This is a genomic window from Bradyrhizobium sp. CB1015 (genome assembly GCF_025200925.1).
In the GTDB taxonomy this organism is placed as follows: Bacteria; Pseudomonadota; Alphaproteobacteria; order Rhizobiales; family Xanthobacteraceae; genus Bradyrhizobium.
The window spans coordinates 3,975,111-3,994,504 of record NZ_CP104174.1; the positions used below are offsets into that span (position 1 = coordinate 3,975,111).

At 62.9% G+C, this 19,394-nt stretch carries 18 protein-coding genes; 17 read left to right on the forward strand and 1 reads right to left on the reverse strand.

The window, feature by feature from the left end:
- Positions 1 to 390: 390 nt before the first annotated feature.
- From N2604_RS18165 to N2604_RS18205, 9 genes are all read left to right on the forward strand, one after another.
- Entirely contained in the window at positions 391 to 2,082 is a 1,692-nt protein-coding gene (locus tag N2604_RS18165) for an ABC transporter ATP-binding protein (protein ID WP_260375979.1), read from the forward strand.
- Positions 2,079 to 3,749 (forward strand): peptide ABC transporter substrate-binding protein, encoded by a 1,671-nt coding sequence (locus N2604_RS18170; protein ID WP_260375980.1) that lies wholly within the window; start codon positions 2,079 to 2,081, stop codon positions 3,747 to 3,749. The genes N2604_RS18165 and N2604_RS18170 overlap by 4 nt, the downstream gene beginning before the upstream one ends.
- A 59-nt stretch (positions 3,750 to 3,808) precedes the next feature.
- Entirely contained in the window at positions 3,809 to 4,759 is a 951-nt protein-coding gene (locus N2604_RS18175) for an ABC transporter permease (RefSeq protein WP_260375981.1), read from the forward strand.
- A gap of 38 nt (positions 4,760 to 4,797) precedes the next feature.
- A complete protein-coding gene (locus N2604_RS18180; protein ID WP_260375982.1) occupies positions 4,798 to 5,676 on the forward strand; it encodes an ABC transporter permease in 879 nt (292 codons plus the stop codon).
- Between the two features lie 55 nt (positions 5,677 to 5,731).
- Positions 5,732 to 7,042, forward strand: a complete 1,311-nt coding sequence (locus tag N2604_RS18185; protein WP_260375983.1) for an FAD-binding oxidoreductase — start codon at positions 5,732 to 5,734, stop codon at positions 7,040 to 7,042.
- A gap of 186 nt (positions 7,043 to 7,228) precedes the next feature.
- Positions 7,229 to 8,104 (forward strand): GNAT family N-acetyltransferase, encoded by an 876-nt coding sequence (locus N2604_RS18190; RefSeq protein ID WP_260375984.1) that lies wholly within the window; start codon positions 7,229 to 7,231, stop codon positions 8,102 to 8,104.
- An 11-nt stretch (positions 8,105 to 8,115) separates the two neighbouring features.
- Complete coding sequence (locus N2604_RS18195) at positions 8,116 to 9,300, forward strand: alanine racemase (protein ID WP_260375985.1); 1,185 nt, start codon at positions 8,116 to 8,118, stop codon at positions 9,298 to 9,300.
- Positions 9,301 to 9,364: 64 nt separating this feature from the next.
- Positions 9,365 to 10,642 (forward strand): FAD-binding oxidoreductase, encoded by a 1,278-nt coding sequence (locus tag N2604_RS18200; RefSeq protein WP_260375986.1) that lies wholly within the window; start codon positions 9,365 to 9,367, stop codon positions 10,640 to 10,642.
- Entirely contained in the window at positions 10,639 to 12,096 is a 1,458-nt protein-coding gene (locus tag N2604_RS18205; RefSeq protein ID WP_260376244.1) for an aldehyde dehydrogenase family protein, read from the forward strand. Before N2604_RS18200 ends, N2604_RS18205 begins: the two co-directional genes overlap by 4 nt.
- 153 nt (positions 12,097 to 12,249) lie before the next feature.
- Here N2604_RS18205 and N2604_RS18210 read toward each other — a convergent pair whose 3' ends face one another.
- Positions 12,250 to 12,393, reverse strand: a complete 144-nt coding sequence (locus N2604_RS18210) for a hypothetical protein (protein ID WP_260375987.1) — start codon at positions 12,391 to 12,393, stop codon at positions 12,250 to 12,252.
- A gap of 278 nt (positions 12,394 to 12,671) precedes the next feature.
- Between N2604_RS18210 and N2604_RS18215 the strand changes: the two genes are divergently transcribed.
- From N2604_RS18215 to dhaM, 8 genes are all read left to right on the forward strand, one after another.
- The gene (locus N2604_RS18215; RefSeq protein WP_260375988.1) at positions 12,672 to 14,030 is read left to right on the forward strand and encodes an ABC transporter substrate-binding protein; all 1,359 of its coding nucleotides are present in this window, start codon (positions 12,672 to 12,674) and stop codon (positions 14,028 to 14,030) included.
- 73 nt (positions 14,031 to 14,103) lie between these two features.
- On the forward strand, positions 14,104 to 15,078 hold the full coding sequence (locus N2604_RS18220) for a carbohydrate ABC transporter permease (protein WP_409241720.1): 975 nt from the start codon (positions 14,104 to 14,106) through the stop codon (positions 15,076 to 15,078).
- Positions 15,075 to 16,037, forward strand: a complete 963-nt coding sequence (locus N2604_RS18225) for a carbohydrate ABC transporter permease (RefSeq protein ID WP_260375989.1) — start codon at positions 15,075 to 15,077, stop codon at positions 16,035 to 16,037. The genes N2604_RS18220 and N2604_RS18225 overlap by 4 nt, the downstream gene beginning before the upstream one ends.
- 71 nt (positions 16,038 to 16,108) lie before the next feature.
- Positions 16,109 to 16,237, forward strand: coding sequence for a hypothetical protein (locus N2604_RS39785; RefSeq protein WP_370058248.1), 129 nt, complete (start codon positions 16,109 to 16,111; stop codon positions 16,235 to 16,237).
- A 10-nt stretch (positions 16,238 to 16,247) separates the two neighbouring features.
- Positions 16,248 to 17,345, forward strand: a complete 1,098-nt coding sequence (locus N2604_RS18235) for an ABC transporter ATP-binding protein (RefSeq protein ID WP_260375991.1) — start codon at positions 16,248 to 16,250, stop codon at positions 17,343 to 17,345.
- Positions 17,338 to 18,360 (forward strand): ABC transporter ATP-binding protein, encoded by a 1,023-nt coding sequence (locus N2604_RS18240; protein ID WP_260375992.1) that lies wholly within the window; start codon positions 17,338 to 17,340, stop codon positions 18,358 to 18,360. Before N2604_RS18235 ends, N2604_RS18240 begins: the two co-directional genes overlap by 8 nt.
- Before the next feature lie 13 nt (positions 18,361 to 18,373).
- The gene (dhaL, locus tag N2604_RS18245) at positions 18,374 to 18,997 is read left to right on the forward strand and encodes a dihydroxyacetone kinase subunit DhaL (protein WP_260375993.1); all 624 of its coding nucleotides are present in this window, start codon (positions 18,374 to 18,376) and stop codon (positions 18,995 to 18,997) included.
- Positions 18,994 to 19,386 (forward strand): dihydroxyacetone kinase phosphoryl donor subunit DhaM, encoded by a 393-nt coding sequence (gene dhaM, locus N2604_RS18250; RefSeq protein WP_036041954.1) that lies wholly within the window; start codon positions 18,994 to 18,996, stop codon positions 19,384 to 19,386. Before dhaL ends, dhaM begins: the two co-directional genes overlap by 4 nt.
- Positions 19,387 to 19,394: the final 8 nt, after the last annotated feature.

Genomic DNA, 19,394 nt, shown 5'->3' on the forward strand with positions numbered 1-19,394 from the left:
CTGCTGCTGCGATGCTGGCTTTCGGCGACTCCGGGGTGATCGACATCGTCAAGATCGGCAGAACCAACTGATCGATGGGTCGAAGTCCAAAGAGGCAACTTGCATGAGCTTTGTCCAGGAGCAGGCCTTCGCGGAAGCGATCAAGCCATGACGTGGATGCCATCTGAGCGTCGCTTCGATCGAGGTGGCCGATCAGGTCGGCACTGCGCTCTGAGCAACAGCTCCTGCTTCTTGCGCGAAGAGGCCTGAATCGTGTCGCAGCCTCCAACGAAGGAATGGCAAGTTGGGCGGCGAATTATTGACCTGTCCAAGGAGCATGGGGGCGCAAGGAGCCGAAGGCGCCGGCCGCAGCAAGATGACGGCACTGGCTTGAAAAAGGAGGATGCTCTCATGGCCTCTGGCATCCAGGTGGCAAGCCCCGTCGACGTCGCGCTGTCGGTCCGCGAGCTGACCGTGAGGCTGCCGGAAGGAATGGAGCGGGCCTACGCCGTCGAGAACGTCTCCTTCGATCTGAAACGCGGGCAGATTCTCTGTATCATCGGGGAATCCGGATCGGGCAAGTCGGTCACCGCGAATGCGATCATGGGGCTTCTACCGAAAGCGATCCGGGTCTCTACGGGTGCGATCCACCTGGATGGGACGAACATGATGGACCTCTCGCCCGACAATCTCCGCAGCCTGCGCGGCCGCGTCGTTTCGATGATCTTCCAAGACCCTCTCTCTGCGCTCAACCCGCTGATGACCGTGGGCGCGCAGATCGAGGAGGTGATGGCTGCGCACGACTTTGGAACGCCGGCCTCCCGTCGCAGCAGGGCCATTGACCTGTTGGTTGAAGTGGGTCTGCCCGATCCGCAGCTTATGTATCATCAATATCCATTCCGGCTTTCAGGCGGACAGCGGCAGCGCGTGATGATCGCCATGGCCCTGGCTCTGGAGCCCGCGATCCTGATTGCAGACGAGCCGACCACCGCCCTGGATGTGACGACCCAGGCGCAGATCCTCCAATTGATCCGCGACATCCAGCGCCGCAAGGGGATGAGCGTCATGTTCATCACCCATGACTTCGGCGTCGTGGCTGAGATCGCCGATTACGTTGTGGTGATGGAGAAGGGCCATTGCGTGGAGCAGGGCAGTGCCGAACAGGTGCTGAAGTCGCCAAGCCACCTCTATACGCGCCGCCTGATCGCAGCCGTGCCCCACCTGACCGGCAAAAACCGGGTGCCCTTGGAAGCTGCTGGGCCAGTGGCCATCCTCAAGGTCGAAGGCCTCGCAAAAACCTATCGCAGCGGCAGCGCGCTTTTCCGGACGCAGCGGATCGTGCCTGCGGTCAATGGGGTCAGCTTCGATCTGACGTTGGGCCGCACCCTCGGCGTTGTCGGGGAGAGCGGCTCGGGCAAGTCGTCGCTCGGTCGGCTGCTGATCAAGCTCATGGAGAGCGACGGCGGCTCGATTCTGTTCGAAGGGCGCGACATCGCCGGGCTTTCTGAGGCCGAGTTTCGATCGCTGCGGCCCAAGATACAGATGATCTTCCAGGATCCCTTTGCCTCGCTGAATCCGCGATCGACGGTCGGACATATTCTCACGGTCGGTCCCGTCGCGCATGGGGTGCCATACAGCAAGGCTGCCGAGCGGGCGCGGGAGCTTCTCTCCCATGTCGGCCTCGATTCTGGAGCCTTCGACCGCTATCCGCACGAGTTCTCCGGCGGGCAGCGCCAGCGCATCGGTATCGCGCGGGCGCTGATGTTCAAGCCAAAGCTGCTGATTGCCGACGAAGCAGTCTCTGCGCTCGACGTATCGATCCAGGCCCAGATCTTGAAGCTGCTGGATCAGATTCAGCGCGAGACGGGCGTCTCAATGATCTTCATCACCCATGATCTGCGCGTCGCAAGCCAGATCTGCGATGAAATTGCCGTCATGCATCGAGGACAGATCGTTGAACGCGGACCGCCGTCCCAGATCTTCCTCGAGCCGAAATCGAGCTACACGCGAGAACTGGTGGCAGCGATCCCCGGCGAGCAGCCCGGGAGCATGCCCCAAGATGAAAACCGCGTCGGACACCACAGGCAAGGAGAGACGTTATGACCAAGCGTTCTGCGGCGACATCGAACTACTCGCGGCGCGATGCCCTGCGCATGGTGGCAATTGGCGGAGCTGCCGGCCTCTTCGCGCCCAATCTCTTGGGCAAGTCGGCCTTCGCGCGCACCTCTCCGGCAAAGCCGACCGGCCGCGTGATCGTCGGGCTTGGACAGGAGCCGACCGTCTTCAACCCGCTGATGGCCCACATTGAAGTCGACGATGGTGTGCATTTCTCGGTTTTCGACGCGCTCTTCCGCATCGATCCTCAAGGCGTCATGCAGCCCAACCTTGCATTGGAAGTGCCGAACCAAAAGAACGGGGGTATTTCGGAAGACGGTCTCAAATGGCGCATTCGTTTGCGTGACGATGTCCGCTGGCACGACGGCAAGCCTTTCAGCGCAGAGGACGTGAAGTTCACGCTCGAACTGATCACGAACCCGAAGTTCCGGAGTTGGCGCACGTCCGGCCACGCTCTCGTGCGCGACATTACGGTGGTCTCGCCCACGGAGGTCTCGTGGCGAATGGAAGAGGCCTTTGCGCCGTATTTGTCGTTCTTGACCGAAACCTTCATCGTGCCCAAGCACATCCTGGAGAAAGAGGCCAATCCAAACAGCGCCGCCTTCAACCAGGCACCCGTCGGCACCGGCGCGTTCAAGTGGGGCAAGCGAGTTGCTGGTGATCATCTCGAACTCGTGGCCAACACCGAATACTTCGGTGAAGGTCCTCATATCGAGCGCCTGGTCTTCAAATACATTCCCGATCTCACCGTCCTCTACACCCAGTTCAAGAGCGGCGACATCGATCTCGTCGGTCAGCCCTACATCACCCCCGACCACTATGGTGAAGCCAAGACGTTGCCGAACCGCGTGGTGACTCTGGTCCCAAGGGCCTCGTTCGAATCCTTCTACATGAACCTCGAGCGCCCGCAGTTCAAGGAGCTTGCGGTTCGCGAGGCGCTTTATGCGGCGGTCGACAAGGAGGCGATCATCCAGGGGCTCTACTACGGCGTGCCGACGCCGACGGAGACCTTCATGCCGCGGCAGTCCTTCTACTTCAACGCCAGTCTGCCGCTGCACCAATTCGACCTAAATCGCGCGCGCAAGATCCTCGATCAGGCCGGCTGGGCGCGCGGAGGCGACGGCATTCGGACCAAGAATGGTGTTCGTCTGTCCTTCACCAATTCGACCACCTCCGGCGATCCGCTCCGCGAGCAGGTGCAGCAGTTCCTGCAGCAGACCTTTGCGCAGCTGGGCGTCGAGATGAAGATATCGAACCTGCCCGCCGCGGTGATGTGGGGCGAGTTCTGGATGCAATCGCAATTCGATTCCGTGATCGTCGGCAGCTCGTACCTGATCGGGGCCGATCCGGATGTCACCAATCGCCTGCACTCGCGTTCGATCGGAGCCAAGGGCGGCCGCGGCTCGAACAATGCGCAGTACGCAAATCCTGAAGTCGACGCCCTGCTCGACAAGGGCGCGCGCACCTTCGATCCTGAGGCCCGGCGCGCAATCTACTCGCGCGTCCAGGAACTCGTTCGTCGCGACCTGCCGTTCCTTCCGTTGTACCAGAGCAATGCGGTCGAAGGTCTCAAGAAAGGCATCAACGGCTTCGTGCCGAACGGCAATACGCGCACGGAATCCTGGAATGCGCTGGCCTGGTACTGGGCGAGCTGATGTCTTGCCGCCGAACCTGCAAGCCGGCGGCAGCGCTGTCACGCTAACGGAGGGCTCGAATGTCTGCCTTTCTGCTCAATCGTCTCTCGCAGAGCGTCGTGCTGCTGGTGATCGTCTCGATCATCGGCTTCACGGTTCTCAACCTCATGCCTGGAGGTCCTCTCGCGCAGTTCGGGCTCGATCCCGGCATGACCCAGAAGGACGTCGAGCGCCTCGCTGCGCAGCTTGGGCTGAACCGGCCGCTGTGGCTTCAGTATCTCGACTGGGCCTGGCGGTTGATTCGGGGCGACTGGGGACACTCATTCCGCGATGGCTCTGCGGTGCTGGCGGTGATCGGCCGACATCTGTCGGCGACGCTGCTGCTGATGGGCACGTCCACCGCATTGGCGATCGCGGCCGGCACCTGGATTGGCATCCGCGGTGCCACTCACCGCTATTCCCTGTTCGACTATTGCGCGACGGTGGGTGCGATGGTGGCACTGTCGGTCCCGACCTTCTGGTTCGGCCTCATCGGCATCTACATCTTTACGCTGAAGCTCGGTTTGGTTCCTGCGGGCAACATGTACACGATCGGCGACGGCTCGGTGCTAGATTATCTGCACCATCTGATCCTCCCGAGCCTGGTGCTGTCGCTGGTTCATGTCGCGATCTGGAGCCGCTACATGCGCACGGCGACGCTCGATGCGCTGAGTCAGGATTTCGTCAAGACCGCCCGCGCCAAGGGCGTGAGCGAGCGACGCATCCTGCTCAAGCACGTTGTCGGCAACGCGCTGTTGCCGATGATCACCCTGGCCGGGATGCAATTGCCCAGCATCCTGACCGGCGCATTGGTGACCGAGACGGTCTTCACCTGGCCGGGAATGGGGCGGCTGTTTCTCGATAGCCTCGGCTACAGTGACTATCCGATGGTGATGGGACTGTTGATCTTCTCGGCCATCCTGGTGGTGCTGGGTAATCTGATCGCAGACATCGTCATCGCCACCGTGGATCCGCGCATTCGCCTGGGCTGAGCCCGCCGGCTCACCCCTGTAACCAGGAGGCAGCAGATATGAGCGCCATCGTCGTGCACGCAGCTCCTAGCCGCTGGTGGCACAGCCGTGCGGTGGCGCGCTTCATGCGCCATCATCTGGCACTTGTCGGGATAGCGATGATCACCCTGCTTGTGTTGGCGTGCGCCATCGGCCCCTATGCCTTACCCTACGACTCGCTCCAGATCGATCTGCGCGCCCGCTTTGCGCCACCTCTCAGCGGTCACCACTATTTCGGCACCGACCCTCTCGGACGTGACTTGGCCGCACGTCTATTGATGGCCGGGCGCGTGTCGCTGCTGGTGGGATTCTCGGCGATGCTGCTGTCGACACTGATCGGCACCCTGGTCGGCGTGACGGCGGGCTATCGCGGCGGCTGGGTCGGGGCGGCGTTGATGCGCACTGTCGACGGCTTCCTTTCCTACCCCTCGATCTTCCTCGTGCTGGCGCTGGCCGCAATGCTGCGGCCGAGCCCCGTGATGATCACCGTCATCATTGCCGTCACGAGCTGGATGGAGACAGCCAGAATCGTCGAGGCCGAGGTCCGCTCGCTGCGCGAGCGCGAGTTTGTCCAGGCTGCGCGCATGGTGGGACTGAGCCGCAGGCATATCATGTTCGGCGAGGTCCTGCCCAATGCCATGGGTCCAATCATCGTCGCCGCAAGCTTGGCGGTCGCCCGTGCGATTCTTCTGGAAGCGTACATCAGCTTCCTCGGCTACGGCATCCAGCCGCCGCTGCCGAGCTGGGGCAACATGCTCAACGGCGCTCAGCAATATCTGGCGAGCGCTCCATGGCTGGCCATCATTCCAGGTGCAGCGATTACGATTGCGGTGACGAGCTTCAACTTCATCGGCGATGGCTTGCGAGATGCCCTCGACGTTCGAAACGACCACATCTGATCAGCCCGAGCCAAGCCTCGGCTGAACAGGAGAAGACAGAAGAGAAGCAAACGCCATGCATGCGCCCAGAGTAGATGAGAAGGCGACGCCTTACTGGTGGGAAGCCGCCCCGCTCAAGCCGCTGCCTCAGCAACCCTTATCCAAGAAGCTCGACGTGCTGATCGTGGGCGCGGGCTATGCCGGGCTTTCGGCTGGTCTGGTGCTCGCGCGCGAGGGGCGTTCGGTTGCAGCCTTTGATGCAATGGATCCCGGTGAAGGGGCCTCGACGCGCAACGGCGGAATCACCAGCGGAACGATTCGCCCGGATTTCGCGACGCTCACGCGACGGTTCGGTGAAGAGAAGGCGCTGGCGATCGAGGCCGAAGGCAAGGCCGCACGCGAGTTCCTGTACGATTTCATCAGGACGGAAGGCCTCGCCTGCGACTTCCAGCCAGTGGGGCAGTTCAAGGGCGCCTTCGGCTATGAGCAATACGAAGCCATGGCGCGTACTGCTGAGAGGCTGGCGAACAAGCTGAAGATCGAGGCTTATGCAGTTTCATATGCCGAGCAGCGCAAGTATATCGGCACGGATGTCTATCGCGGCGGCACGGTTCGGATGGATATCGGCGGGCTGCACCCGGCCAAATTCCACGCCGAGCTGCTGCGTGTCGCGCTCGCTTCGGGATTGGCAGTCCACGCGCGGACGCCGGTGATCTCAATCGAAAGAGATGGCGCCGGATTCCGCGTCGTCACCGCGGCCGGTCCGGTGCAGGCGCGTCAGGTCCTGGTTTGTACCAACGGTTACACCGATGGTGCCATGCCCTTCCTGCGTCGCAGATTGGTCCCGGTCCGCAGCCGGATCATTGCAACAGAGGAGCTCGCGCCTGACGTCATGACGCGGCTGATGCCGAAACGGATGATGATCACCGAGAATCGTGAGGTCGGCTTCTATTACCGGCCATCGCCTGACGGCAAACGCATTTTGCTCGGCGGCCGTGACAGCTCCCGCGTCGGCGATCCAATCGCCCCCAAGCTGCTTCTGCGCACGGGCCTGGTCAATCTGTTTCCGGAACTGGAGAGCGTTCGCCTCTCACACAGCTGGTTCGGCAATGTCGCCATGAACCGCGACATGATTCCGCGCATTTTCGAGAAGGACGGTATCGTCTGCGCCACCGGCTTTTGCGGGTCGGGCGTGGTCTGGGCGCCATGGATCGGTATGCATGCAGCCCATAAGCTCATGGGACATGAGGAGCAGGCACGCACCGCTTTTGACTTCCGCCCTCCGGCCTTCATCCCGTTCTATCGAGGCAATCCGTGGTTCATGCCCGCCTTCATTCAGGGCTATCGCATGCGCGACCGAATCGCGCTGTGGCGCGCCAGCCGGTGATGGACGGCAGTTTGGCTGCTCCAGGGCATCATCAATGAAATTCTATGCCGAGCTTTGCTCCAGTCTGATTGCGTAATGCTGTCGGGGGCAAGGTACGCTGCAGACAATGCAGGGATCATCAGATGGCCCTTGCCGCGTCGGGCGCCGCCGGCAAGGCGCGACACCGCGACCAAGAGACATTGAATCATGATGACCACCACAGCCTACCAGGCGGGAGAATGCGACAATGAGACCGCGCTGCTGGTCCCTTTCGCTAGGTCACATCTCGAGGGGGCCCTGAAGCTCTCGCAAGAGATGACCTGGCCTTATCGCCTCGAGGATTGGAATGTCGCGCTGCAGTTGGGAACAGGCTTTGTTCTGGAGCGCGCTGGCACCGTGATCGGGACGGCAGCGTGGTGGCCGTACGGCGAGACTCATGCTTCCGCAGGCATGATCATCGTCGCAAAGGCCGCTCAGGGCCGCGGCTATGGGGCTCGACTCATGGATGCGTTGCTGAGCTCCGCGCGGCCGCGGACCATCACGCTGAATTCGACGGCCGAAGGCATCATGCTGTATCGCCGCCGCGGCTTTGTGCCGATCGGCGTCATCCACCAGCACCAGGGAATTCCAACGCAACCCCACGAGCCGCCGCGGTCTGGCCTCATGAGGTCAATGACGACATCGGATTTCGAGGCAGTCGCGCAGCTTGATCGCGAGGCTACCGGTTTGGAGAGGCGACGGATGCTGGATCGGCTCGTCCGGAGCGGCGACGGCTATCTCCTGCAGCGTGATGGCATGGCTCGCGGCTACGTCATCTCCCGGCTTTTCGGCCGTGGGCATGTCATTGGGCCTGTCATTGCCGAAACTCCGGCCGATGCACGCGCGCTGATCGAGGCCGCGCTCGCAAATCTCGGATGTCGCTTCGTCCGCATAGACACCTCCGCGACATCGCAACTTGGGGAGTGGCTCGAGGGCATCGGCCTGCAGCGGGTCAGTGATGCGACCACAATGATCCTGGGGACGCAGCCGCCGGCAGTCGGGCCGGCGCGCACCTTCGCGCTTGCCAATCAATCGTTCGGCTAGGAGAGTTCGAAATGTCACAGCTGGAGATGCGCGCAGCGGACATCCAGAACGGCGAGACGACCGTAACGGTCGGCGCGCTGGCAACACCGGCCCTCCTGCTCGACAAGGAGCGTCTCCACCGCAATCTGAACCGCCTGTCCTCTCGCATGGCCGCGCGGGACGTCGTGCTGCGTCCTCACATGAAAACCGCGAAATCCATAGACGTCGCCCAATGCGCCTATCCGTCCGGACCGGGACCGATCACTGTCTCCACCTTGGCGGAGGCAGAGTACTTCGCTCGGCACGGCTTCCGCGACATGACTTATGCCGTGGGTCTGGCGCCCCACACGGCTGAAAGAGCGATGCGTCTGCGGAAAGCAGGCGTGGACCTCAAGGTACTGCTCGATTCGCGGGAGCAGGCGATCATCCTGGGCGCGGCCGGTCGCGCCGCTGGCGTAGCCCCGTCTGCTTTCATCGAAATCGACTGCGACGGTCACCGTGGCGGGCTGACCGCTGAGGGGTCCGAGCTCATCGCCGTCGCGGCCGCGGTGGCTGAAGCCGGCGTCGATCTCGCAGGCATTCTCACCCATGCCGGCGAATCCTACGGCCTCCGTGCGCGCGCGGCCCTCGTCTCGGCAGCGGAGAATGAGAGGGCGGTGGCCGTTGCCGCGGCGGAGGCCTTGCGGACAGCGGGGCATGAATGCCCTGTCGTGAGCGTCGGCTCGACTCCGACGGCGCATTTCGCCGAAGACCTGGCGGGCGTTACGGAAGTGCGGGCCGGCGTCTATATGTTCTTCGATCTGGTAATGCACGGTGTCGGTGTCTGCACGACGGACGACATCGCGATCTCGATTCTTGCCACCGTGATCGGCACCAAGCCAGAGAAGAGCTGGATCCTGGTCGATGCGGGGTGGATGGCGCTCTCGCGCGACCGCGGCACCGCGGCGCAGCGGGTTGATCAGGGCTATGGCCTCGTCTGCGATCTCTCCGGCAAGGTCTATCCCGACCTGATCGTCGCGCAGGTAAGCCAGGAGCACGGCATCCTCGCGATGAGATCGGGATCGACGCAAGCTTTGCCGCATCTCCCGATCGGCGCGAAAGTCAGGATCCTGCCCAATCACGCCTGCGCGACGGCGTCGCAACACGATCTGTACAACGTCGTCTCCGACAGCAGCGATGCAATCGAAGCACGATGGCCGCGGATGCGTGGTTGGTAGGCTCAAACAGAGTTGGGTTACCGCAATTGCGGACGCTAAAGCGAGATTTTCGGAGAACCGGCGTATGAAGCTGACATCCTACTGGCTGGATACATCGGGACCGTTCACGAGCGCCGCCACCGGTCCGGTGCAGGGCACCTGCGACGTTGCCGTGATCGGTGGCGGCCTCACCGGCTCCTCCGCCGCGCTGGCGCTGGCCAAGAAGGGGGCGCGCGTCGTGCTGCTCGAGGCCGAGACGATTGGGCACGCGGCGTCCGGCCGTAACGGCGGGATGTGCAATAACGGGTTCGCTCAGGATTACGGCACGCTGTCGTCCAAGCTCGGCAAGGACACTGCCGACCGGCTCTACCGGGCCTTCGACGCCGGCGTCGATACGGTCGAGCGTCTTGTGACCGAAGAGAAGATCGACTGTAGCTTCGCGCGCGTCGGCAAGATCAAGCTCGCGGCGAGACCCGAGCACTATGACAAGCTGGCGCGCAGCCAGGAACTGCTGGCTGCTCATGTCGATCCTGATACGGAGATGGTGAGCCGTCCTGATCTCGCCTGCGAGGTGGGATCACAGCGCTATTACGGCGGGCTCGTCTACCGCAAGAGCGCCGGCATGCATGTCGGGCGCTTCGTCCGCGGCCTTGCGGAAGCCGCAGCGCGCCGCGGCGTCGAAATCCACGAGCATGCGCCGATGATGGGCCTGCGGCCCGTCGCCGGAGGTGGCCACGAGATCGAGACATCCAAGGGCCAGCTGAGGGCCTCGCAGGTTCTGCTGGCGAGCGGCATCTCGCAGACGGGGCCGCTCGGTTGGGTTCGACGTCGCATCGTACCGGTCGGCGCATTCCTGATCGTGACCGAGTCCTTGCCGATCGCGATGCTCGACCGGCTTCTGCCAAGCCGCCGAATGGCGGTGGATACGAAGAACCTGGTCAACTACTTCCGAACGACGCCCGATAACCGGCTGCTGTTCGGTGGACGCGCGCGCTTTGCCATCTCCAATCCGGCGTCTGACGAGAAAAGCGGCGCGATCCTGCAGGCTGCGCTGCACGACGTCTTTCCCGAACTTCGCAGCGTGCGCATCGATTATTGCTGGGGCGGAATGGTCGACATGACGCGCGATCGGCTGCCGCGCGCCGGCGAACGCAACGGCATCTACTATTCCATGGGCTACAGCGGCCATGGCACCCAGATGTCGACCCTGATGGGGACGATCATGGCTGAAGTCATGGACGGTCGCGCCGAGCTCAATCCGTGGAAGGACTTCGCCTGGCCTGCCATTCCCGGCCATCTCGGTCCGCCCTGGTTTCTTCCGCTGGTCGGCGCTTATTACCGGATCAAGGACCGCTTCCAATGACGTCGCCCGTTCGACACCTGATGGAAGCAGGCTTCCTCACAAAGTTCTACATCGACGGAGAATGGCGGAAACCGATCGGATCGGCCAAGGCGAGCGTTGTCAACCCGGCGACCGAGCACGCGATCGCCGAGGTCGCTCTCGGCAGTGAGAAGGATGTGGATTGCGCGGTCGCAGCTGCCAGAGGTGCTTTCGCGAACTGGTCTCGTAAGCCAGCCGCCGAACGGGCGGCGCTGCTCGATCGGATCCATGGCTTGCTGCTCGAGCGGCTGGAGCTGTTCGCGCAAGCTCTCAGCTGCGAGATGGGAGCCGCTATCAACTACGCGCGCCGCGCTCAGGTGCCGCTGGCCGCCGAGCATATCCGTGTCGCCCGCGACAATCTCGCGACCTATTCATTCATCGCTCCCCGCGGCAGCACCGCGATCATGCGCGAGGCCATCGGTGTCTGCGGCCTCATCACGCCGTGGAATTGGCCACTCTATCAGATCACCGCCAAGGTGGGCCCGGCGATCGCAGCCGGCTGCACGGTGGTGTTGAAGCCGAGCGAATTGTCGCCGCTGAGTGCCTTGCTATTCGCGGAGCTGATGGACGATGCCGGTTGTCCGTCCGGCGTCTTCAACCTCGTCAATGGGACAGGTCCGGTGGTGGGCACCGCTCTGGCGTCCCATCCACAGGTGGACATGATCTCGATCACCGGCTCGACACGGGCAGGCGTTCTCGTCGCGCAAGCGGCGGCGCCCACCGTCAAGCGCGTTGCCCAGGAGCTCGGCGGCAAGTCGCCTAACATCATCTTGCCGGACGCCGATCTCAGCCGTGCTGTTCCGCTAGGCGTCGCGGCCGCCTTCCGCAATCTCGGCCAATCCTGCAGCGCGCCGACGCGCATGCTCGTGCCTCACTCGCACATGAAAGAGGTCGAGATTTTGGCGGCAGCGGCCGCTTCAGAACTGGTGGTCGGCGATCCCCTTGCGGCAGACACGACCCACGGCCCAATCGCCAACCGGCCGCAGTTCGAGCGCGTGCAGACAATGATCGGTGTCGGCCTGGAGGAAGGCGCCAAGCTCGTTATCGGCGGGCCCGGGCGGCCCAGCGACCTTCAGATTGGCCTCTATGCGCGGCCGACCATCTTCTCGAACGTCCATCGCGACATGAGGATCGCGCAGGAGGAGATCTTCGGCCCGGTGCTGTCGATCGTTCCCTACGACAGCGTGGACGAGGCGATCGCGATCGCCAACGACACCGTCTATGGCCTCGGCGCCCATGTGCAGGGCACTGATATGGAGACGGTGCGGACCGTCGCCGGGCGGATCCAGTCGGGTCAAGTTCATCTCAACTATCCTGACTGGGACCCCAATGCTCCCTTTGGCGGCTACAAGCGCTCCGGCAACGGTCGCGAATACGGCCTCGAGGGCATGGAGGAGTATCTCGAGACCAAGGCCGTCGTCGGATTTTACAGATGAACACTACGCAACATCTGCTGAGCACCGCATGAAACTGTCGATGTGGTCTGCGTCCCGGTCGGCCGGTCACTTGCGCCAAGGCCTGCGGAACGTCGTGCTGGGTTTGGTAGACCAGGGGGGCCTTCTGCTGAATGACGATGTATTGCGGCACATTCAGTAAATTAGTTTGCTAAACACGCGGCGATGGCCGACCTTCCGACTCTCCTGCTGTTCGGATGGGCTGGATTGCTCCTGCCGGGCGACATCGGCGGTCACATCGGCAATATTTTCCGACATTTTCGCTGCGGCTGCGAACATGCTGCTTGCGCGCGAACGCCGTAAGTCTTTCGCCGGATTCGCGACAAACGGGGCTTGACGATCTCCGAAATTTAGTAATACGTTTAGTGTTACAAAAAACTAAACATCACGCATCGGGCCGATGTGTGGGAGGAGCCCAAGCCATTCCGGAGCCGTCTCCGGAAGCGGTCCGTCTCGTCCTTCACTCATCGCTCCTCAAACTCGGTTTCAGGGTCTTGGCGTCGTTCCGGCAGGACGCGCCGAGCGGGTTAGATGCTTCAACGAGAGAGGAAACGGATATGCGGACATTCAATTGGTTGAGAGGCTCGGCGGCAACCACGGTTCTTGCGGTGGCGCTGCTGGGGGGATTTGGCGGAGGCGAGGCTGCGGCCCAAGGTAAGCAGCTCACGCTGTGCTGGGCGGCATGGGATCCGGCCAACGCGCTGGTCGAGCTCGGCAAGGACTTCACCAAGCAATCCGGCATCGAGATGAAATACGAGTTCGTCCCGTGGACGAGCTATGCCGATCGCTTCCTCAATGAGCTCAACTCCCACGGCAAGCTCTGCGACCTGATTATCGGCGACAGTCAGTGGATCGGCGGCGCCGCCGAGAACAAGTGGTACGTGAAGCTCAACGATTTCTTCGACAAGGAGAAGATATCGATGGACGACTTCGTTCCGGCGACGGTTGTTGGCTATTCGCAGTGGCCGAAGAACTCGCCGAACTATTGGGCGCTGCCGGCCATGGCGGATGCGGTCGGCTGGACCTATCGCAAGGACTGGTTCTCGCGCCCGGATATCCAGTCGGCGTTCAAGACGAAGTACGGCCGCGATCTGGCGCCGCCGAAGACCTATGACGAGCTGAAGCAGATCGCGCAGTTCTTCCAGGGCCGCGAGATCGACGGCAAGAAGGTCTATGGCGCCTACATCTTCACCGAGCGCGGCTCCGAAGGCATCACCATGGGCGTGACCAACGTGCTCTACAATTACGGCTTCAGCTACGACAATCCCAAGAAGCCGTATCAGATGCAGGGCATCGTCAATTCGGCCGACGCGGCCAAGGGGCTCGAGTTCTACAAGGAGCTCTACAAGTGCTGCACGGCGCCGGGCATGACCAACGCCTACATGCAGGAGGGGCTCGACGCCTTCAAGTCCGGTCAGGTGGCGATGCAGATGAACTGGTTCGCCTTCTTCCCCGGCCTCTACAAGGATCCGAACGTCGGCGGCGACAGGATCGGCTTCTTCGTCAATCCGGCCGGCCCGAACGCACACTTCACCCAGCTCGGCGGACAGGGCATCTCGGTGGTCGCGACGTCGGACCGCAAGGACGACGCGCTCGCCTACATCAAGTGGTTCGCACAGCCTGCCGTGCAGCAGAAGTGGTGGCAGCTCGGCGGCTACTCGGCGCTGAAAGCCGTTGTTGACGCGCCAGACTTCCCGAAAAGCGCGGCGTTCGCGCCTCAATTCCTGGAGTCGATGGGCATCGTCAAGGATTTCTGGGCCGAGCCGTCCTACGCCCAGTTGTTGCTCGACATGCAGAAGCGTGTGCACGACTACGTCGTCGCCGACAAGGGCACGGCGCAGCAGGCGCTCGATCTCCTGGTCAAGGATTGGGCCAAGGTCTTTAAGGAGCAGGGCAAGCAGGTCGCCTCGCAATAGGCCGTAGGCCTCGCGTCGACCGAAACGGTACCCCGGGGCGTGTGCGCCTCGGGGAACCCGAGCCAGCCAGCCGATGGACAAGATGACCACGATCCTTCAACCTGACGATGCTACGTTTCCCGGCATGAGCGAGCCCGCCAAATCTCGCACTGCGCGAACTGTCCGCGGACTGTCGGACCGGACGATCGCCTGGCTGTTCGTCGCGCCGACGATCGCGCTCCTGCTGGCGATCAACATCTTTCCGTTGGTCTGGATGATCCGGCTGTCCTTCACCAGCCTCAATCTCAGCATGTCCTATCTGCCGCTGCGCTTCGTCGGGTTCGACAATTTCACCGACATCCTCACCGACGAGGACGTCTGGATCCGGCTGCAGACCACGGCGCAGTTCGTGATCTGGTCCGTCGCGTTTCAGGTCGCCATTGGCTTCGGCCTCGCGCTCCTGATCAACCGCCAGTTTCGCGGCCACAGCTTCTGGACGACGATCATCCTGCTGCCGATGATGCTGTCACCGGCGGTGGTGGGCAACTTTTGGACGTTGCTGTTGCAGCCGCAGATCGGGCCATTCAACTATCTGATCAGTCTGTTCACCGGCGTGCCGCCGAGCTCGTTCAGCATGACCGGGCAGGTCTCGCTCGCACCCTGGACCATCGTGCTGGTCGACACCTGGATGTGGGCGCCCTACGTCATGCTGATCTGCCTCGCCGGGCTTCGCTCCATCCCCGACTACATCTATGAGGCGGCCGAAGTCGATCGCGCCTCGGCCTGGCGGCAGTTCTGGTCCATCACGCTGCCGATGACGGTTCCATTCCTGATGCTCGCCGTGCTGTTTCGCGCGATCGAGAACTTCAAGATGTTCGACATGGTCAATCTCCTGACGTCAGGAGGGCCGGGGTCGACCACCGAACTGGTGTCGATCACGCTGAAGCGCGCGGCGTTCGAGAAATGGCGCACCGGCTATTCCTCCGCGCTCGCCATCATCCTGTTCGTCACCGTGTTCGGTGCCGCCAACATCTACGTCAAAGCGCTCAACAAGGTGAAGCAACGATGACCGCCGCCCTCACCAAGTCCACCGCGCACTCCATTGTCGAAGCGTCGCCGCGCGCAAAGACGGTGGCGGGTAGCCTCGTCATCCTCTACGCCGTGATCACGATCCTGCCGCTCGTCTGGATCGTCGCCACCGCCTTCAAATCGCAGAGCGACGCGATCGCATATCCGCCCAAGGTGATCTTCGAGCCGACTCTCGAAGGCTATGTGAACCTGTTCACTGTACGCACCCGGCAGACGCCGGACTTCATCGCCAAGCTGCCGCCGCCGCAGACCTGGTACGACAAGCTCGTGCGCCAGCGCGACATGGTGATTGCCGGACCGTCGAAGGTCGTGCCGCGCTTCGTCAACTCGCTGATCATCGGGTTCGGCTCGACCTTCCTGGCCGTCTTTCTCGGCACGCTCGCGGCCTACGCGTTCTCGCGATTCCGCATTCCCCTGGCTGACGACCTTCTGTTCTTCATTCTCTCGACGCGCATGATGCCGCCCGTTGCGGTCGCAATCCCTATCTATCTGATGTACCGGCAGCTCAATCTGACCGACACCAGGCTCGGAATGATCCTGCTCTACACTGCCGTGAACGTCTCGCTCGCGGTCTGGCTGCTCAAGGGATTCATCGACGAGATCCCGCGCGAATACGAGGAGGCCGCTCTTGTGGACGGCTACACGCGGCTGCAGGCGCTGCGCAAGGTGGTGTTGCCGCAAGCCGTCACCGGTATCGCAGCCACCGCGATCTTCTGCCTGATCTTCTCCTGGAACGAATATGCCTTCGCGGTTCTCCTGACCAGCGGCGAGGCGCAGACCATGCCGCCCTTCATCCCCTTCATCATCGGGGAGGGCGGGCAGGATTGGCCGGCCGTTGCCGCGGCCACCACCCTGTTCGTCGTTCCGATCGTCCTGTTCACCGTGTTGCTGCGCAAGCACCTGCTGCGCGGCATCACCTTCGGAGCTGTGCGCAAATGAGCGGTTCTGCTGCAGTCGGCAAAGGCGCGGTCTCTCGCTGGTTCCGACGCGGACCCTGGGAGACCGCTGCCATGACCCTGATCGGGGGAGGCATCGTCATGCTGGTGCAACCCTGGTCGATCGATCTCTACAGCTATTCCTTCGTGACGATTCTCGCCGGCACGCTCGGCTACGTCGTCGTGAGCCATTTTCCGGAATAAGGCGGCAGACATGGCACAAATCCGCGTCGAAAACCTGCGCAAGTCGTTCGATCAGTTTGCGGCCGTACAAGGCTCCAACTTCACGATCGACGATGGCGCCTTCTTTGCGATGCTCGGCCCCTCCGGCTGCGGCAAGACCACCACCTTGCGCATGATTGCGGGCCTTGAGCTGCCGACCGAGGGCAAGATCCTGCTCGACAATGAGGACGTGACCTTCCAGCGCGCATCCGCGCGCGATATCGCCTTCGTATTTCAGCTTTTTGCGCTGTATCCGCACATGAACGTCGCCGAGAATATCGGCTTTCCCCTCAAGTGCCAGGGCATGGCCCGGCGCGATATTTACCAGCGGGTGCAGGAGACAGCCAAACTGCTGCGAATCGAGCATCTGCTGTCGAGCAGGACCTCGAAGCTGTCTGGCGGTGATCGGCAGCGCGTTGCGCTGGGGCGCGCCATGGTGCGGCGGCCAAAGGCCTTTCTGATGGACGAGCCGCTGGGCGCGCTCGATTCCGAGTTTCGTCATCTGATGTGCAGCGAGCTCCGCGACCTGCACGATCGCATCGGGGCGACCACCGTCTACGTGACGCATGACCAGCTCGAGGCGATGTCGATGGCGGATCGGATCGCCGTCATGAACGAGGGTCGCGTTGAGCAGATCGGCCTGCCGCAGGAGATCTATGATCGGCCCGCGAGCATGTTCGTGGCCGATTTCATCGGCTCGCCGCCCATGAATTTTATGCGCTTCGAGGCAAGTCTGCGTTCCGGCGAACGGACGATCAGCTTCCATGACACGAGCATCGCGGTGCCGGAGATCCGAGAGGATCGCGCCAGCGCCGCTATGGCACTCGGCGTTCGGCCGGAGCATATCCGCTTCGCCGACGCGGCACCCGTCCGCGGCGAGGTGTTTGGCGCCGAGTATCTTGGGACCACCCAGATCGTCACCGTCGACACCGCGCATGGGCGCATTGCGGCGCGGTTACCTTCCAGCGCGTCGGTGCGGATCGGCGAGCGGGTCGGCCTTGAATTCCGTTCGGAACGACTCGCGTTGTTCGACGTCGCCAGCGGCCTTGCGATACGAACTGCCAACGAGGGGAGCGCAAACCATGGCTGACGTCGCCCTGCGCAACATCAGCAAGCGCTTCGGCGCGGTGGCGGCCGTGCGCGAGCTCTCGCTCTCGGTGAATGACGGAGAATTCATGGTGCTGCTCGGACCGAGCGGTGCCGGCAAGACCACGACCTTGCGGCTGATCACCGGGCTGGAAACTCCCGATTCCGGCTCGGTCATGATTGACGGACGCGACGTGACGCTGGCTCCTCCGGGAGCGCGTGATATTGCCTTCGTCTTCCAGCAATATTCGCTCTATCCGCATCTCACCGTCTATGACAACCTTGCGTTCCCGTTGCGCTCGCCCGCGCGACGGGTATCGGAGCCGATCATCAAGAAGCGGGTCGAGCAGACGGCGGAGTTGTTGCATATCGCAAGCAAGCTGAACAATCGCGCAACCCGACTTTCGGGCGGCGAGATGCAGCGAGTGGCAATTGGTCGTGCGCTGGTCCGCGATCCCTCGATCTATCTGATGGACGAGCCGCTGTCGTCGCTGGACGCCAAGCTCCGTGCCGAGCTCCGGCTGGAGCTCAAGCGGATCCAGCTCGAGCTCGGTGCAACCATCCTGTACGTGACCCACGATCAGGTCGAGGCCATGACGATGGCGTCCCGGATCGGCGTGATCAAGGATGGCGAGCTGCTCCAGCTCGGCACGCCCCGGGAAATCTACGAGAGTCCGTCGTCGAGCTATGTCGCCTCGCGCCTCGGCACGCCCCAGATCAATTTCCTCCCCGCGCGGCTGTTGTCGGACGTGCCGCTGCCGCCGGGAACGGAAGCAGTCGGCATCCGCACGGAGCACCTTCGCCTCGCGGCGCGTAATGGCGGGCCGATGGTCGGCCGCGTGCACCGGGTCGAGCACCTCGGCGAGCAGAATCACGTTCACCTGGACTATAAGGGAGAGATGCTGGTCACGCTTGCGGATCCGCATCAACCGCTGCATGCCGGTCAGGAGGTCGAGCTGGATCTGGTGCATCCGCTCTGCTTCGACGGCGCCGGGCAGCGCCTCCCGGCGGTTCACTAGAGGATCAGTCGCAATGTCGCTGCAACCCGAGACGTTCAAATCGCTGGTCAGGGTAGCCGCAGAGCGGGTCATTGCCAGCGCGCCGGAGCTCACGAGCCTGGATCAGGCGATCGGCGACGGCGATCACGGATTCAACATGAAGCGCGGGTTCGAAGCCGTGCTCGGCAAGCTCGATGCGATCTCCGAACAGCCGTTCGACGAGGCTTTGAAGACGATCGGCAAGACGCTTGTGATGACGGTCGGCGGTGCTTCCGGCCCGCTTTACGGCAGCTTCTTCCTGGCCGCAGGCGAGGCCCTCTCGCACGACAAGCATCTGCCTGAGGACATTGCTGATGTCTTCGGCAGCGGCGTGAACGCCGTCAGCGCCCGCGGCCGTTCGCACGCCGGTGAAAAGACCATGCTCGACGTGCTCGTTCCCGTGCTGGAGACGCTGAAGAACGCGGCCGGCCAACCGGACCTGATCGCGCGAGTCAGCACAACGGCCGCAGAGGCGGTCGAGCGGACCGCGCCGATGCGGGCCACCAAGGGGCGGGCGTCCTTTCTCGGGCCGCGTAGCGTCGGACACATCGACCCCGGCGCGCGCTCGAGCTGTGTTCTCGTGCAGGCGGTATGCGCGAGCCTGGAGGGAAAGCAATGACTGATGCCGTGGGAATCGTGATCGTCTCGCATTCGAAGGACATCGCCAAAGGCACCGCCGACATGGTGCGGCAGATGGTCGGCAGCGAGGTCAAGGTGGCCTTCTGCGGCGGCAATCCCGATGGCGGGCTCGGCACCAGCGTGTCGCTGATCGTCGACGCCATCAACGATGCCTGGTCGGCGAAAGGCGTCGCGATCCTCGTCGATCTCGGCGGCGCCGAAACGAACAGCGAGATGGCGGTCGAAATGCTGGAGCCGGCACGCCGCGATCTCGTTGTCGTATGCAACGCGCCGATCGTCGAGGGCGCCGTGATGGCGGCGACCGAGGCGGCGGGCGGCAGCTCGCTGGCCCAGGTCAAGGCCGTGGCCGAGGAACTCTCTGCCGACTGATGCGTCGG